Here is a 13,929-nt window from a genome sequence, read left to right as displayed (position 1 = left end):
AGGTTGAGTGAGTCCATCAGAGGATCCCGTCCAAGATGCCGGCCGGGATTGCGAGTCCCAGGCCGGAGTAGAAGCCGTACCAGGTGCCGACCGAGAGCGCGACGCCCACGGCGATGTCGCGGATCAGCGTGCGGCTGCCCAGCACTTGCGCCGTGCCGACGAACAGCAGCGCACCGGTGATCGCCCAGCCCAGCCAGTCGATGAGCAGGATGTTGGCGGCGAAGACGGCCACGAGCTTGGCAACCGTCATCCAGTCGCTGGGCTGGGACAGGTCGATGTCCTCACCCTCCTCGGACTCCGGCACGTCGCCGCGGGCGGTTGCCAGTGCCAGCAGCGCTGCGAGCAGCAGCAGCACCGCGCCGACGACGTAGGGGAAGGCGTACGGCTGCACCGGTTGATCGGCGAAGCCGTCCTCGAGCGTCGTCGCGTCGTACACGATGTAGCCGCCGACGACGGCCAGGAAGGCCGCCAGGCCGTACTGGGCCTTGTCGATGACGCGCATGCGTTGCGGTTGCGGTGCCTGTTCCAGGCCCTGTGCGTCGGTGCTCATGTCAGCCCCAGCTCCTTCAGCGTCGTCTCGACGCGTTCGTCCTGTTCCTTGAGGAAGGTCGCGAACTCATCACCGGTCGCGAACGAGTCGATCCAGCCATTGCGCTCGACGACGTCCTTCCACCCCTGGGTCGAGTGCATCTCGGTGAACATCTCGACGAGCTCGTCACGCGCCTCGTCCGAGATGCCCGGAGGCGCGAGGATGCCGCGCCAGTTGACGAACGTCATGTCGATGCCCGACTCCTTGAGCGTCGGGGCGTCGACGTTGTCGAGCCGCTCCTCACCGGAGACGGCGAGGATGCGCAGCGACCCGTCCTTAGCTGTCCCCTCGAACTCGCTGGGGCCCGACGTGCCGACGTCGATCTTCTTGCCGAGCAGCGCGCTCGTGAGCGGCCCGCCACCGTCGTAGACGATGTACTTGACCTGCTTGGGATCGACCCCGACGGTCTTGGCCAGCTGCATGGGGAAGAGATGGTCCGGGCCGCCAGGTGACGAACCGCCGCCGATCGTGACGCTCTTCGGATCGGCCTTCCAGGCGTCGACCAGGTCCTGCACGGTCTTGTACGGCGAGTCCTTCGGCACGATCAGCGCCTCCTGGTCCTCGATGAGCCGCGCGATGGGCGTCGCAGCCGAGACCCTGGCCTTCGACTCGTTGGTGTAGGTCGCACCGACCACGCCGAGCCCCATCGCCATCACGAGATCTTCGACGCCGCGCTCGTTCAGCAGCCGCTGCATCGCCACGGTGCCTCCGGCGCCGATGACGTTGGTGACCTCGAACCGGCCGGACAGCTCTTCGTCCTCCAGCACGCGAGCAGCGGCACGTCCGGTGAGGTCATAGCCGCCACCAGGACTGTTGGGGATGTACATGCTGATCCTGCGGTTGGCCTGGCCCTCGCCCCCGCGCGTGACACCACACGCAGAGATCATCAGGGCGGCGGCGAGCATCAGCACCGCGAGCAACCGTGGCGTACGCCTGGTCGGCATCATGGAACCTCCTGTGGTCGACCCCGATCATGGACCCGCCATGTGGTCTGGGTCACTATTACGGAGGCAAAGGAGGTTGTGGACATTGTGGTCACCGCGGCGCAGGCGCATGACGCTTGCCGGACAGTTCCTCGTCCTGCAGCGGTCGTCGTCGCTGTCGTGCTGACGATCGTCGGTGCGATCTCGCTGCGCCAGTCGACCACGTCCTTCGGCTCCGACCGGGGCGCGCAGATGCGCTCGGTGGCCGAGTACCTCGCGAATGGCTCGGTCGTCCGCGACCAGATCAGCGAACCGGTGCCCGCGACCCGGCTCGCGCCGCCGATCGACCGGGCCGTCGGCCTGTCCGGCGCGACCGAGGTGTCGATCGCCGATCCCGACGGCACGATCCTGTCGTCGTCCGACCCGCGCCTGGTCGGTGAGCAGGCTGCGCTCGGCGACTCGGGGGTCCAGCAGGGACGCGGCTGGGTCGGCGACGTCGAGACTCGGGGACAACGCTTCGTCGCCGGTCATGCCCCGATCATCGACGACTCCGGGCAGCCGTCGGGCTTGCGATCGCCGAGCAGCGCTACCCCTCGGTGTGGTCACGGCTCACCGACGCCGCCGGAGACCTGGCCCTCTACCTCGGCGTCGGAGCACTGCTCGGGGTCGCCGGGTCCTGGCTGCTCGCCCGACTCGTCAAGCGCCGGACCCGAGGCCTCGAGCCGCACGAGTTCGCCACCTTGGCCGACCACCGTGAGGCGTTGCTGCACAGCATCCGCGAAGGCATCATCGCCGTCGACCCGGCCAACCGGGTCACGATGGCCAATGACGGGGCGCTCGACCTCCTGGGACTCGACGGTCGCGTCGTCGGCCAGCAGATCGACGACCTCGACCTGCCCCCACAGGTTGCGGCGGTGCTGACCGCAGGAGACGACAGCCAGGACGTCGTGCTGCTGGTCGGCGAACGAGTCGTGGTGTTCAACCAGAGATCGGCGTCCAGCCGTGGAGAGGGCATCGGCACGGTCACCACGATGCGTGACCGCACCGACCTCGTCTCGATGCAGAGCCAGCTCAGCTCGAACCTGTCGATCACCGACACGCTGCGTGCCCAGACCCACGAGTTCGCCAACCAGCTGCACACCATCTCGGGTCTCGTGCAGCCGGCGAGTACGACGAGGTCACCCAGCTCATCGGCAGCCTGAGTCGACGCCGGGCCGAGCTCAGCGACGCCGTCACGCAGCGCATCGCAGATCCGGCAGTCGCGGCGCTGCTGATCGCCAAGTCCAGCGTCGCAGCCGAGGCCGGGGTCACCTTGACGCTGACGAACCACTCCCGGCTCGCAGCGCTCCCCCGGGCCGTGTCGGCCGATCTGACCACGATCGTCGGCAACCTGGTCGACAACGCCGTGGACGCCTGCCGGACCAGCACCGATCCGCATGTCATGGTGGAGCCAGCGAGACCACAGACGAGATCCGGCTTCTGGTCAGCGACAACGGGCCCGGGGTGCCCGACGACATGGTCGAGACGATCTTCATCCGGGGCTTCTCGACCAAGCCCGATCTGCTGGGCGGCCGCGGGATCGGTCTTCCGCTCGTGCGCTTGATCTGCACCCAGCGCGGCGGAACGGTGTCGGTCCACCACGACGACGGCGCCCACTTCACGGTCCGACTGCCGCGGGTCTCGGCATGATCCGCGTGCTGGTCGTCGACGACGACTTCATGGTCGCGAGCATCCACGCCAAGTTCGTCGAGCGGACCGAAGGCTTCAGCGTGGTCGGCACGGCCCGCACCGGGGCCGAGGCCCTCCAGCTGTGCGCCGACCTGGTCCCCGACCTCGTGCTGCTCGACGTGCACCTGCCCGACTTCAGTGGTCTCGAGGTGCTGCAGCAGCTGAGGTCGGACGGCAGCACGGTCGGGGTCGTGATGGTGACCGCCGAACGCGACGCCGACGCGGTGCGCAGCGCCCTCCACGGTGGAGCGATGCAGTACTTGGTCAAGCCCTTCGAGTACGCCGACTTCGCGGCCCGCATGCAGCGGGTGCGTGAAGCCATCGACAGCCTCTCCGACGGGTCACCCGACCAGGCCGCGATCGACCGGGCCTTCGGCGCTCCGCCCACCACCAGCACGACCCTGCCCAAGGGTCTCAGCTCCGGAGTCGGCCCGCCTCGTGGCACGCGCGCTGGCCGCCGCCGGTGGCTGTCGGCAGCCGAGTGCGGCGAGCAGGTAGGCCTGTCGCGGGTCAGCGCTCGCCGCTACCTCGAGTTCTTCGTCGACCAAGGGCAGGCCGCCGTCCGGCTCAACTACGGCAGCGCCGGACGTCCCGAGCGTCGTTATCGGTCGATTCGGTGACTGCGATCCCCTGCTGACAGACTTGCGTCGTGGACACCCTGCGCTCGATCACGCTCTTCGTCGCTGCCGCGATCTTCGAGATCGGCGGTGCCTGGCTGGTGTGGCAGGGTGTGCGCGAGCACCGGGGGCTGGCCTGGATCGGCGGCGGTGTCATCGCGCTGGGCCTGTACGGATTCATCGCCACTCTGCAACCGGATGCCAACTTCGGCCGCATCCTCGCGGCCTACGGCGGTGTGTTCGTCGCAGGTTCCCTGCTGTGGGGCATGGCCGCCGACGGCTTCAAGCCAGACCGCTGGGACGTCTCCGGTGCGCTCGTGTGCCTCGTCGGAGTCGCGATCATCATGTACGCGCCGCGGTCAGCCTGAGGCTGGCGCTCGCGGGCTGCGACGATAGGCCGACACCGTCGGATCGCCGCTGATCCAGAACCGCCACGGCACGTCGGCGGCCTTCGACACCCCCACGCGCGGACCGGCAGTGACCGGCGGCGCCGAGTCGACCAGCGGCCCCAGACGCACGCCTTCGGACGCCAACAGATCGGCACCGAGGTCGTCCAGGGTGAGCCCGAGAGTGCGTGCAAGGTTGCCGGGGCCCCGAGCCAGACCCTCGTCGGGAACACCGGGCCTGCGGGCTCGCGCGACGTCGAGACCGCTCACGACCTGCCCAGCGCGGACCAGCACTGCGGCGGCCTGCTCGGTGGGCCCCGTCACGACGTTGGCGCAGAAGTGCATGCCGTAGGAGCGGTAGACGTACAGCCGCCACGGCGGTCCGTACATGATCTCGCTCCGGGGCGTGCGGGTGAACGCGTGCGAGGCGGGGTCTTCCGTTCCGCCGTACGCCTCGACCTCGGTGATGCGCACGGCCACGCCGTGTCCGTGCAGCACGCGGCCGAGCAACGACCTCGCGCGCTGCTCGACCGGGTCGGGGACGGGGCCGACGATCAGCTGACCGACTCGATGATGACGTCCTTCTTCGGTGCGACGCCGTCGGCGCCATTGCCCTCGTCGGCGATCTTCTGGGCCAGCTTCAGACCGGCGTCGTCGACCGTGCCGAAGACTGTGTACGCGGGCGGGAGCTCGGCGTCGGCCAGCACGATGAAGAACTGCGAGCCGTTGGTATCAGGACCGGAGTTGGCCATGGCCAGCGTGCCGGCCGGGTAGGTCTCGTCGCCCTTCAGCTCGTCGGCGTACGCATATCCGGGACCACCGGTCCCGGTGGCCGACGGGTCACCACACTGCAGGACGAATCCCGGAACCAGGCGGTGGCACTTCGTGTCGTCGAAGTAGCCCTGCTTGGCCAAGGAGACGAACGAGTTGACCGTGCACGGCGCCGTGTCGGGCTTCAACGACGCGACGATGTCTCCGCGGTTCGTCGCGATCGTCAGAGAATCGGCACTCACGGGCTCGGCCGCAGGTGCCTTCGCCTCCTTCGCGGCATCGTCGCTCTTGTTGTAGACGCACTCACCCGAGGCAGCCGGAGCATCGGCCGTCGCGGCGGGAGAATCAGTTTTCGAGTCAGATCCCGGATCTGAGCCCGCGTCTCAGCTGCCGCATGCGGCAAGTCCTCCCAGAGCGATCAGCAGGGCGGAAGCGGCAACGAGACGGGTACGCATACGCCGACCCTATCGATGTCGAGGTCACGGCCGTGGCGGCACTCAACCTTCCTGATCAGCCGTCAGACAACGACCTCGTCATCGCAGCGCTCGCAAGCGTGCGCTCAGCACCTTCGCAGCGATCTCGACCGAACGTTCAGAGCGCAGGTAGACATCGCTCGCTTGTCGCCGTTCAGCGGCCTCCCTGCGTCGCTCGGCCCGGTGCACGATCTCATGCTCGATCGCCTCGAACCACGCGTCAGGCCGATCGGCAACCTTCACGATGTGGTGAGCAATGTCTACCGGCTGATAAGGCTCGACGTCCGACACGAGCGGCAGCGCGCCCAGCGCCAGGTAGTCGAGGCACTTGATGTCGGACTTGCAGCGGTTGAACGCAGAGTCCACCAGCGGCGACAGCCCGATGTCGTAGGGCCCCGTCGAGACGAGCCAGGGAACAAAAGATGGATACGATGCGGCCGGCGGACTCAGTCGACGCATCCATGGGCTGTCTGGAAGCTCCTTCGCGACGCCCACCACGATCACCTCGAAGAGGCCTGGGTAGCGGTCGTGCAGCCGATCGAGGACAGGACGAACCAGCTGGAAATCTGCATCGTGGGTCTTGGTCCCCATGTAGAGGATCCGCAGGGGAACGTCCCCGTCGAGCCCGACCGGGCGGTGGTCGGGCTGCCACAGGTCGAGATCGAGGGTGTTGCGGACGACGACCGAGCGGTCTGACCCTCCGTGCAACTGGCGCAGGGCCTCGGTCGAGAGCCAGATCTCGTCCGCAGCCCCGATCACGTCGTCGAGCACCCGCGCGATCACCGAGAAGCTCCGCGAACTGCGGGTGCTCGTCAGTGATCGCGGCGAAGGCATCGTCGTTGTCGACGACCAACGAGCACCCCACCCGGTCGACCTCGGCCAGCAGGCGTCGGACGTCAGCGGGATTCGTGAGGGCGACGCGCTGCACGACGCAAGCTGTCGTGCGGCGATTCAGGCGAAGATCGCGAGCGTCCAAGATCTCGATCCCGACACGACGGCCGAAGGCCGGGCTGGTCAACGGCGCAAGCATCCGGATGAAGGTCGAGCTGGTCGGTCGGTCGGACTTCGCCACGACCAGTGAGACATTCGTTCCCCGACGACCGAACGGCTTCAACACGTACGTCGGCGCGTAGAGCTCCCGCACTGCCTGGCGTCGCCGGGACCGCTCACGGTCGCGGGCTACCCGGCCTCTGACCCGGCTCACCAACGACGACAACGACACGATCACGCAGTCTAGACGAGACGGGCACGCAGCTCGGCGAGCTGCTCGGCGACCCGGACCTGAGCCGTCCCGCCACGCGAGTCGCGCGACGCCAGCGAGCCTTCGACGGTCAGCACGTCACGCACGCCCGGCGTCAGAGCCGGCGAGATCGCTGCGAAGTCGTCGTCCGACAGGTCCCACAGCTCGATGCCGCGCTGCTCGCACACCTGGACACACGCTCCCGACAGCCGTGCGCGACCCGGAACGGAACGCCTTCTCGTACGAGCCACTCGGCAATGTCAGTCGCCAGCGCAAATCCTTGCGGTGCCAACGCCTGCATGCGTTCGGTGTTGAACGTGAGCGTCGCGATCATGCCGGTGAAGGCCGGCAGCAGGACTTCGAGCGTGTCGATCGAGTCGAACACCGGCTCCTTGTCCTCCTGCAGATCGCGGTTGTACGCCAGCGGAAGGCCCTTCAGCGTGGCCAGCAGCCCGGTGAGGTTGCCGATCAACCGTCCCGACTTGCCGCGAGCGAGCTCGGCGATGTCGGGGTTCTTCTTCTGCGGCATGATGCTGGACCCGGTCGAGTAGCCGTCGTGCAGCGTGACGAAGTCGAACTCCTTGGTGTTCCAGATGATGATCTCCTCGGCGAGCCGGGAGACGTCGACGCCGATCTGCGCCGTCACGAACGCGAACTCGGCCACGAAGTCACGCGCAGCAGTGCCGTCGATCGAGTTGGCCGTCGAGCCCGTGAACCCAAGATCGGCGGCGACCTTCTCGGGATCGAGCCCCAGGGACGAACCAGCCAGAGCACCGGCCCCATACGGCGAGTCGGCGGCAACCCGGGCATCCCAGTCGGCGAGGCGGTCGAGATCGCGGACCAACGGCCAGGCATGGGCCAGCAGGTGGTGCGACAACAGGACGGGCTGAGCGTGCTGCAAGTGCGCGCGTCCCGGCATCGCGACGCCGAGATGGGTGTCGGCCTGCGCAGCGAGTGCCTCGACGAGCTGCGTGACGAGAGCCGAGATCCGGCGACCGTGATCGCGCAGGTACATCTTGAACAGCGTCGCGATCTGGTCGTTGCGTGAGCGCCCGGCGCGAAGACGTCCACCGAGATCGGCACCGAGTCGTTCGAGCAGTCCCCGTTCAAGCGCCGTGTGGACGTCCTCGTCGCCCGGCTCGGCCACGAAGGCGCCAGTCTCGACATCGGCTGCCAGCGCGTCGATACCGGCGACCAAGGTCGTGAGGTCGTCGCGGCTCAGCAGACCAGCGGCCTGCAGCACCATCGCGTGGGCGCGCGAACCGGCGAGATCATACGGCGCGAGCCGCCAGTCGAAGTGCGTCGAGCGCGACAGCTCGACGAGCTCGGGCGACGGGCCGGACGCGAACCGTCCACCCCACAAGGCGGTCCCTTCGACGGGTTCGGTCGGCTCAGCGGGCGTGGTGTCGGTCATGAGTTCTCCTTGGAGGCCGGACCTGCCAGGTCCGTGAAGCGGGTGGCGACGGCCGAGCCGCCGGCGGGGTCGCTGCAGATCAGCAGGACGGTGTCGTCACCGGCAATCGTGCCGATGACGTCGGTGGGCGACGAGTGGTCGATGGCCGATGCGAGGTACTGCGCGGCGCCCGGAGGCGTGCGCAGGACGACCAGGTTGGCCGACGACTCTGCCGTCACCAGCAGCTCTCGTGCGATGCGGGCCAGACGCGCCTCACCGGCGATGCTGCCGGTGGCGGGACGCGGGGTGCGATCGCCGCCCTCCCCGGGGACGGCGTAGACCAGCCCGCGGTCGCCGTGCCTGACCCGGACGGCGTCGAGCTCGACGAGGTCGCGGGAGACCGTTGACGGCGTCGCGTTGACTCCCTGCTCATCGAGCAGCTCGACCAGGTCTCCCTGCGAGCGCACCGCGTGGCGGCTCAACAGCTCGACGATGAGCTGCTGTCGAGCTGCCTTGGTGTCGGCGGTGCTCATGACTGCTGCCTCGCAGCATGGGCCAGCAGGTAGACCATGACGGCCTTCTGGGCGTGCAGACGGTTCTCGGCCTCGTCCCACACGACGCTCTGCGGACCGTCGAGCACCTCGGAGGTGATCTCCAGCCCGCGGTAGGCCGGCAGGCAGTGCAGCACGATTGCGTCCGTGGCCGCGAGCTCGAGGGTCTGCGCGGTGATCGAGTAGTCGCCGAACAGCGCGAGTCGGGCCTCTTTCTCGGCCTCCTGACCCATCGAGACCCACGTGTCGGTGATCACGACATCGGCACCAGAGATCGCCGCCGTCGGATCATCGGTCACCACGACCGAACCGCCGGTCGTCGCGGCAATCGCGGCTGCGTCGCCGACGATCTGCGGATCGGGCTGATAGCCCTCGGGCGCACCGATGCGGATGTGCATGCCCGCCGTGGCACCACCGAGCAGGTACGAGTGACCCATGTTGTTGGCACCGTCACCGAGGTAGGCGACCGTCAGACCCGCAAGCCTGCCCTTGTGCTCGATGACGGTCTGCCAGTCGGCCAAGATCTGGCACGGGTGGAAGTCATCGCTCAAGGCATTGATGACCGGGACGCCGGCATGAGAAGCCATCTCCTCGAGACCTGCCTGGGAGTACGTGCGCCAGACGATCGCGCTCGTCATCCGACCGAGCACCCGAGCCGTGTCAGCCGGGGACTCCCCCCGCCCACCCTGCGTGGCCGCAGAGTCGAGGACCAACGGGTTGCCCCCCAGGTCGGCGATGCCGACCGCGAAGGAGACCCGGGTCCGGGTCGACGCCTTGTCGAAGATCACCGCAACGGTCTGCGGGCCGGCCAGCGGCTTGCGCCCGTACGGATCTGCCTTGATCTCGGCGGCGAGCGCCAGCACCTCGGCCTGCTCGGCCGGGGTCAGGTCGTCATCGCGCAGGAAGTGCCTGATGCTCATAGCGACACCTCGTCCAGGATGCCCCGAATCGTGGTCACTGCATCGGCGGCCTGGTCCTCGCTCAGGATCAACGGAGGAGCCAGCCGAAGGCGTTCGGCCGTCGCGTTGTTGAGGATCACGCCCGCCTCGAGGGCAGCCTTCTGTGCCTCCGCCGCCAGGGGCTCACGCAGCACGATGCCGACCAGCAGGCCCCGACCGGTCACCTCGGCGACGAGCGGGTGATCGACCAGTCCGCGACGGATCTGGTCGCCGATCGTCGTGACGTGATCGAGGAGGTTCTCGGACTCGATCGTGGCGATGACGGCGAGCGCCGCAGCCGTCGCGACGGCATTTCCGCCGAACGTCGTCCCGTGGTTGCCCGGCTGCAGCAACGTCGCCGCATCGCCGATCGCGATACATGCGCCGATCGGGATGCCGCCGCCGAGGCCCTTGGCCAACGTCATCAGGTCGGGGACGATGCCCGACTCGGTGTGGGCGAACCAGGCGCCGGTGCGACCCATGCCGGTCTGCACCTCGTCGAGCCACAGCAGGGCACCGTGGCGAGTCGTGATCTCGCGGGCCGCCTTCAGGTATCCCTCCGGCGGCACGACGACGCCCGCCTCGCCCTGGATCGGCTCGACCAGGAAGGCCGCGACGGTGTCGTCGATGGCTGCCTCCAGCGCTGCGACGTCGCCATACGGGATGAACGTGACATCGCCCGGGGAGCGGCTCGAAAGGTGCCCGGTAGGCCTCTTTCGAGGTCAGCGCGAGCGCCCCCATCGTCCGGCCGTGGAACGATCCCTCGGCGACGACGATCTTGGTGCGGCCGGTGCGACGCGTGACCTTGAACGCGGCCTCGTTGGCCTCTGCGCCGGAGTTGGTGAAGAAGACCCGGCTGTCGTGGCCGACGAGCGCGGTCAGCTTCTCGGCCAGCGTGATCTGCGGCTGGGTCGCGAACAGGTTCGACGTATGACCCAACGTCGACAGCTGCTCGGTGACGGCCGCGATGATCGCCGGGTGGCCGTGCCCCAACGCGTTGACGGCGATACCAGCCAGCAGATCGAGGTACTGCTTGCCGTCGGCATCCCAGACATGGGCGCCCTCACCACGCACGAGCATCCGGGCAGGCGTGCCGAACGTGTTCATGACAGCGCCTTGGTAGCGCTCCTGCCAGGTCGCAGTAGTTTCGACGGTCATGGCTTGTCCTTGTCGACGCTGGTCGAGTAGAGGGCGGTGCGGATGCGAGTCGGTGCACCGGGCACGACCTGCGTGCCGACGCCCTCGTCGGTGAAGATCTCGAGGAGCACGGCGTGGGGCTCGCGACCGTCGATCACGGTGGCGCGCTTGACGCCCTCCTCGACGGCCTTGAGGCAGGCGTTCATCTTCGGGATCATTCCGGTCGCCAGGCCAGGGATCAGCTCGGCGAGCGACTCAGGGCTGATCTCGCCGATCACGTCGCTGCTGTTGGGCCAGTCGGCGTACAACCCCTCGACATCAGTCAGGACCAGCAGCTTCTCGGCGCCCAGAGCCACCGCGAGAGCCGCAGCAGCGGTGTCGGCGTTGACGTTGTGCACCTGCCCGTCGACATCGGGGGCGACGGTCGAGACGACCGGGATGCGGCCGGCGTCGATCAGGTCGAGCACCGCCTCGGGGCGGACGCCCACGACCTCGCCGACCAGGCCGATGTCGGTCTCGACCCCGTCGATGATCGGCAGGGTCTTCTCGGCCGTGAACAGCCCACCGTCCTCGCCCGACAGCCCCACCGCCAGGTCGCCGTGCTGGTTCAGCAGTCCGACGAGCTCGCGGCCGACCTGGCCGGTCAGCACCATCCGGACGACCTCCATCGTCTCAGGCGTCGTGACCCGCAAACCACCACGGAACTCGGACTCGATGCCCAGCTTGTCGAGCATCGCACTGATCTGCGGGCCGCCGCCGTGCACCACGACAGGCTTGAAGCCCGCGAGCCGCAGGAACACGATGTCCTCGGCGAACGCTCGTTTCAGCACGTCATTGGTCATGGCGTTGCCGCCGTACTTCACCACGATGACCTTGCCGTGATACTTCTTCAGCCAGGGCAGGGCATGGGCGAGCGTGGCCGCCTTGTCAGTGGCCTTCTTCCAGTCGTCCGGATGCCACTCGTGGTCGGAGGTCAGATCTTCTGTCATGAGGAGTACGCCGAGTTCTCGTGGACGTACGCCTGCGTGAGGTCGTTGGTCCAGATGGTGCCCGACTGGTCGCCGGACTTGAGGTCGATGAGCACCGAGACGGCGCGCTCGTCGAGGTTGATCGAGTCAGGCGACTCCCCCGGGCCGCTGTTGCGGCACACCCAGACGCCGTTGAGCGCGACGTCGAGGTCGGCCGGGTCGAAGGCGGCCTGCGTCGTGCCGACCGAGGCCAGGATGCGTCCCCAGTTGGGATCCTTGCCGTAGATCGCGCACTTGAACAGGTTGCTGCGTGCCACGGACCGGCCGACCTCGAGCGCGTCGTCGACCGAGGCTGCGTTGACGACCTCGATCGCGATCTCGTGATCGGCACCCTCGGCATCGGCCAGCAGCTGGATCGCGAGGTCGTGGCAGACGGCAGTGACAGCCTCGGTGAAGGCCGTCGTCTGGGGGGTGACGCCCGAGGCACCCGACGCCATCAGCAGCACGGTGTCATTGGTCGACTGGCAGCCGTCGGAGTCGAGCCGGTCGAATGTCAGAGCGGTCGCAGCGCGCAGCGCGGCATCGGCCGTCGCCGCGTCGACATCGGCATCGGTCGTGATGACGACGAGCATCGTGGCCAGGGCGGGGGCCAGCATGCCGGCGCCCTTCGCCATGCCACCCACGGTCCAGCCATCGCCGTGCGCCACAGCCTCCTTGGCCACGGTGTCGGTCGTCATGATGGCCGTCGCGGCGTCACGTCCACCCTCGGCGCTCTGCGCCTCGATCGCCGCACGCGTGCCCGCGAGCACGGCATCGCGGTCGTTGAGCAGCCCGATCAGCCCGGTCGAGCAGACCTGGACCTCGATCGCCCCGACCCCCAGCAGATCGGCTGCCGTCTCAGCGGTCTGGTGCGTCGTGGCGAAGCCCTCGGCGCCGGTGTAGCAGTTGGCGCCTCCGGAGTTGATGACCACGGCGCTGGCAGCGCCAGCCTTGATGGCCTGCTCGCTCCACAGAACGGGGTTGGCCTTGCACCGGTTGCTCGTGTAGACCGCCGCGGCGACCTTGGACGGCCCGTGGTTGACCACGACGGCCATGTCAGGGGTGCCGGACGTCTTGAGTCCGGCCGTGACGCCGGCGGCGGTGAAGCCCTGGGCTGCGGTGACTGTCATGGTGCTGTTCCGATCGTGCTGAGCCCGGTGGTCTCAAGGAGACCCAGGGCAAGGTTCATGGACTGGATGGCACCGCCGGCGGTGCCCTTGACGAGGTTGTCGATGGCGGACACGACAACCAGGCGTCGGGCTCGGGCATCGATCGCCAGCTGGAGCTGGGCGGTGTTGGCCCCCAGCGTCGCGGCCGTCGTCGGCCACTGTCCCTCGGGCAGCAGGTGGATGAACGGCTCGTCGTCGTAGGCCGCGGTGTACGCAGCCCGCACGGCAGCGAGGTCGACACCGTCCTTGATGCGTGCCGTGGTCGTGGCGAGGATGCCACGAGCCATCGGCACCAAGGTCGGGGTGAACGAGATCGTCACCTCGTCGGCGCCCGCGAGCCGCAGGTTCTGCATGATCTCGGGGACGTGCCGGTGCATGCCTCCGACGCCGTAGGGCGATGCGGAACCGAGCGCCTCCGAGGCGATCAGGTGCGCCTTGGGCGCCTTGCCTGCACCGGAGTAGCCGTTGGCGAGCACGGCAACCAGGTCGGTGGCCTCGACGAGACCGGCTGCGATCGCCGGCTGGATGCCGAGCGTGATCGCGGTGACGTTGCATCCCGGTACCGCGATGCGGTTGACCCCGGCCAGGCGGTCGCGTTGACGTCTGCCTCCGACGATGACTCGGGCAGCCCGTACGGCCAGGTGCCGGCATGCTCTCCGCCATAGAACTCGGTCCAGTCGGCGGCCGAGTCGAGCCGGAAGTCGGCCCCCAGGTCGATGACCATGACGTCATCGCCCAGCTGGGCCGCGACCGCACCCGACTCGCCGTGCGGGAGCCCGAGGAACACCACGTCATGACCCGAGAGCGTCTCGGTCGTGGTCGGTTGCAGGATGCGGTCGGCCAACGGGACGAGGTGCGGATGGTGCCCGCCCAATGCCGTTCCGGCGCTGGAGGCAGCCGTCAGCGCGCCGATCTCGACGTCCGGATGTGACAGCAGGAGCCGCAGCACCTCGCCACCGGCGTACCCGCTCGCGCCGGCCACGGCGACAGTGATCTTGGTCATCTCT

Annotated in this window: 16 protein-coding genes and 4 pseudogenes; 7 read left to right on the top strand and 13 right to left on the bottom strand. The window is 68.3% G+C overall.

Features of this window, described 5'->3' with window-relative positions; translation table 11 throughout:
• Positions 1-16: 16 nt before the first annotated feature.
• Positions 17-550, bottom strand: a complete 534-nt coding sequence (locus tag ACHMWU_RS14990) for a tripartite tricarboxylate transporter TctB family protein (protein WP_396044824.1) — start codon at positions 548-550, stop codon at positions 17-19.
• Positions 547-1,536 (bottom strand): Bug family tripartite tricarboxylate transporter substrate binding protein, encoded by a 990-nt coding sequence (locus ACHMWU_RS14985; RefSeq protein ID WP_396044822.1) that lies wholly within the window; start codon positions 1,534-1,536, stop codon positions 547-549. Before ACHMWU_RS14985 ends, ACHMWU_RS14990 begins: the two co-directional genes overlap by 4 nt.
• A 228-nt stretch (positions 1,537-1,764) precedes the next feature.
• Here ACHMWU_RS14985 and ACHMWU_RS14980 point away from each other — a divergent pair.
• The 5 genes and pseudogenes from ACHMWU_RS14980 to ACHMWU_RS14960 all read left to right on the top strand — a co-directional run.
• A pseudogene (locus tag ACHMWU_RS14980) lies at positions 1,765-2,019 on the top strand (hypothetical protein); the annotation flags it as partial.
• 89 nt (positions 2,020-2,108) lie between these two features.
• Entirely contained in the window at positions 2,109-2,714 is a 606-nt protein-coding gene (locus ACHMWU_RS14975) for a sensor histidine kinase (RefSeq protein WP_396044820.1), read from the top strand.
• A complete protein-coding gene (locus tag ACHMWU_RS14970; RefSeq protein ID WP_396044818.1) occupies positions 2,617-3,201 on the top strand; it encodes an ATP-binding protein in 585 nt (194 codons plus the stop codon). Before ACHMWU_RS14975 ends, ACHMWU_RS14970 begins: the two co-directional genes overlap by 98 nt.
• Positions 3,198-3,860 carry a response regulator gene (locus tag ACHMWU_RS14965; RefSeq protein ID WP_396044816.1) on the top strand — a complete coding sequence of 221 codons (663 nt, stop codon included), beginning with the start codon at positions 3,198-3,200 and terminating at the stop codon, positions 3,858-3,860. Before ACHMWU_RS14970 ends, ACHMWU_RS14965 begins: the two co-directional genes overlap by 4 nt.
• Before the next feature lie 29 nt (positions 3,861-3,889).
• Positions 3,890-4,225, top strand: coding sequence for a YnfA family protein (locus ACHMWU_RS14960; protein ID WP_396044814.1), 336 nt, complete (start codon positions 3,890-3,892; stop codon positions 4,223-4,225).
• On the opposite strand, the gene ACHMWU_RS14955 is transcribed toward ACHMWU_RS14960, so the two are convergent.
• From ACHMWU_RS14955 to ACHMWU_RS14945, 3 genes are all read right to left on the bottom strand, one after another.
• Positions 4,217-4,798, bottom strand: a complete 582-nt coding sequence (locus tag ACHMWU_RS14955) for a DNA-3-methyladenine glycosylase (RefSeq protein ID WP_396046786.1) — start codon at positions 4,796-4,798, stop codon at positions 4,217-4,219. The two genes, ACHMWU_RS14960 and ACHMWU_RS14955, sit on opposite strands and share 9 nt — an antisense overlap.
• On the bottom strand, positions 4,798-5,256 hold the full coding sequence (locus ACHMWU_RS14950) for a peptidylprolyl isomerase (RefSeq protein WP_396044812.1): 459 nt from the start codon (positions 5,254-5,256) through the stop codon (positions 4,798-4,800). The genes ACHMWU_RS14955 and ACHMWU_RS14950 overlap by 1 nt, the downstream gene beginning before the upstream one ends.
• A gap of 291 nt (positions 5,257-5,547) precedes the next feature.
• On the bottom strand, positions 5,548-5,991 hold the full coding sequence (locus tag ACHMWU_RS14945) for a hypothetical protein (protein ID WP_396044810.1): 444 nt from the start codon (positions 5,989-5,991) through the stop codon (positions 5,548-5,550).
• A gap of 24 nt (positions 5,992-6,015) precedes the next feature.
• Between ACHMWU_RS14945 and ACHMWU_RS14940 the strand changes: the two genes are divergently transcribed.
• Positions 6,016-6,183: a hypothetical protein gene (locus tag ACHMWU_RS14940; RefSeq protein ID WP_396044808.1), complete on the top strand. Its 168-nt coding sequence runs from the start codon at positions 6,016-6,018 to the stop codon at positions 6,181-6,183.
• Positions 6,155-6,568 (top strand): hypothetical protein, encoded by a 414-nt coding sequence (locus tag ACHMWU_RS14935; RefSeq protein WP_396044806.1) that lies wholly within the window; start codon positions 6,155-6,157, stop codon positions 6,566-6,568. The genes ACHMWU_RS14940 and ACHMWU_RS14935 overlap by 29 nt, the downstream gene beginning before the upstream one ends.
• Before the next feature lie 152 nt (positions 6,569-6,720).
• Here ACHMWU_RS14935 and argH read toward each other — a convergent pair.
• The 8 genes and pseudogenes from argH to argC form a co-directional block, all read right to left on the bottom strand.
• Positions 6,721-8,141, bottom strand: a pseudogene (gene argH / locus ACHMWU_RS14930) (argininosuccinate lyase).
• Positions 8,138-8,653, bottom strand: a complete 516-nt coding sequence (locus ACHMWU_RS14925; RefSeq protein ID WP_396044804.1) for an arginine repressor — start codon at positions 8,651-8,653, stop codon at positions 8,138-8,140. Before ACHMWU_RS14925 ends, argH begins: the two are co-directional and overlap by 4 nt.
• Positions 8,650-9,591, bottom strand: coding sequence for an ornithine carbamoyltransferase (gene argF, locus ACHMWU_RS14920; protein WP_396044802.1), 942 nt, complete (start codon positions 9,589-9,591; stop codon positions 8,650-8,652). Before argF ends, ACHMWU_RS14925 begins: the two co-directional genes overlap by 4 nt.
• Positions 9,588-10,202 carry an aminotransferase class III-fold pyridoxal phosphate-dependent enzyme gene (locus ACHMWU_RS14915; protein ID WP_396046784.1) on the bottom strand — a complete coding sequence of 205 codons (615 nt, stop codon included), beginning with the start codon at positions 10,200-10,202 and terminating at the stop codon, positions 9,588-9,590. The genes argF and ACHMWU_RS14915 overlap by 4 nt, the downstream gene beginning before the upstream one ends.
• A 136-nt stretch (positions 10,203-10,338) precedes the next feature.
• Positions 10,339-10,689 (bottom strand): annotated as a pseudogene (locus tag ACHMWU_RS14910) (aminotransferase class III-fold pyridoxal phosphate-dependent enzyme); the annotation flags it as partial.
• 74 nt (positions 10,690-10,763) lie between these two features.
• The gene (argB, locus tag ACHMWU_RS14905; protein WP_396044800.1) at positions 10,764-11,735 is read right to left on the bottom strand and encodes an acetylglutamate kinase; all 972 of its coding nucleotides are present in this window, start codon (positions 11,733-11,735) and stop codon (positions 10,764-10,766) included.
• On the bottom strand, positions 11,732-12,883 hold the full coding sequence (gene argJ / locus ACHMWU_RS14900) for a bifunctional glutamate N-acetyltransferase/amino-acid acetyltransferase ArgJ (RefSeq protein WP_396044798.1): 1,152 nt from the start codon (positions 12,881-12,883) through the stop codon (positions 11,732-11,734). The genes argB and argJ overlap by 4 nt, the downstream gene beginning before the upstream one ends.
• Positions 12,880-13,925, bottom strand: a pseudogene (gene argC / locus ACHMWU_RS14895) (N-acetyl-gamma-glutamyl-phosphate reductase). Before argC ends, argJ begins: the two are co-directional and overlap by 4 nt.
• Between the last annotated feature and the right edge of the window lie 4 nt (positions 13,926-13,929).

This window comes from Aeromicrobium sp. UC242_57, from assembly GCF_044452305.1.
Classification (GTDB): Bacteria; Actinomycetota; Actinomycetes; order Propionibacteriales; family Nocardioidaceae; genus Aeromicrobium.
This window is presented reverse-complemented; position numbering and strand designations above follow the sequence as displayed.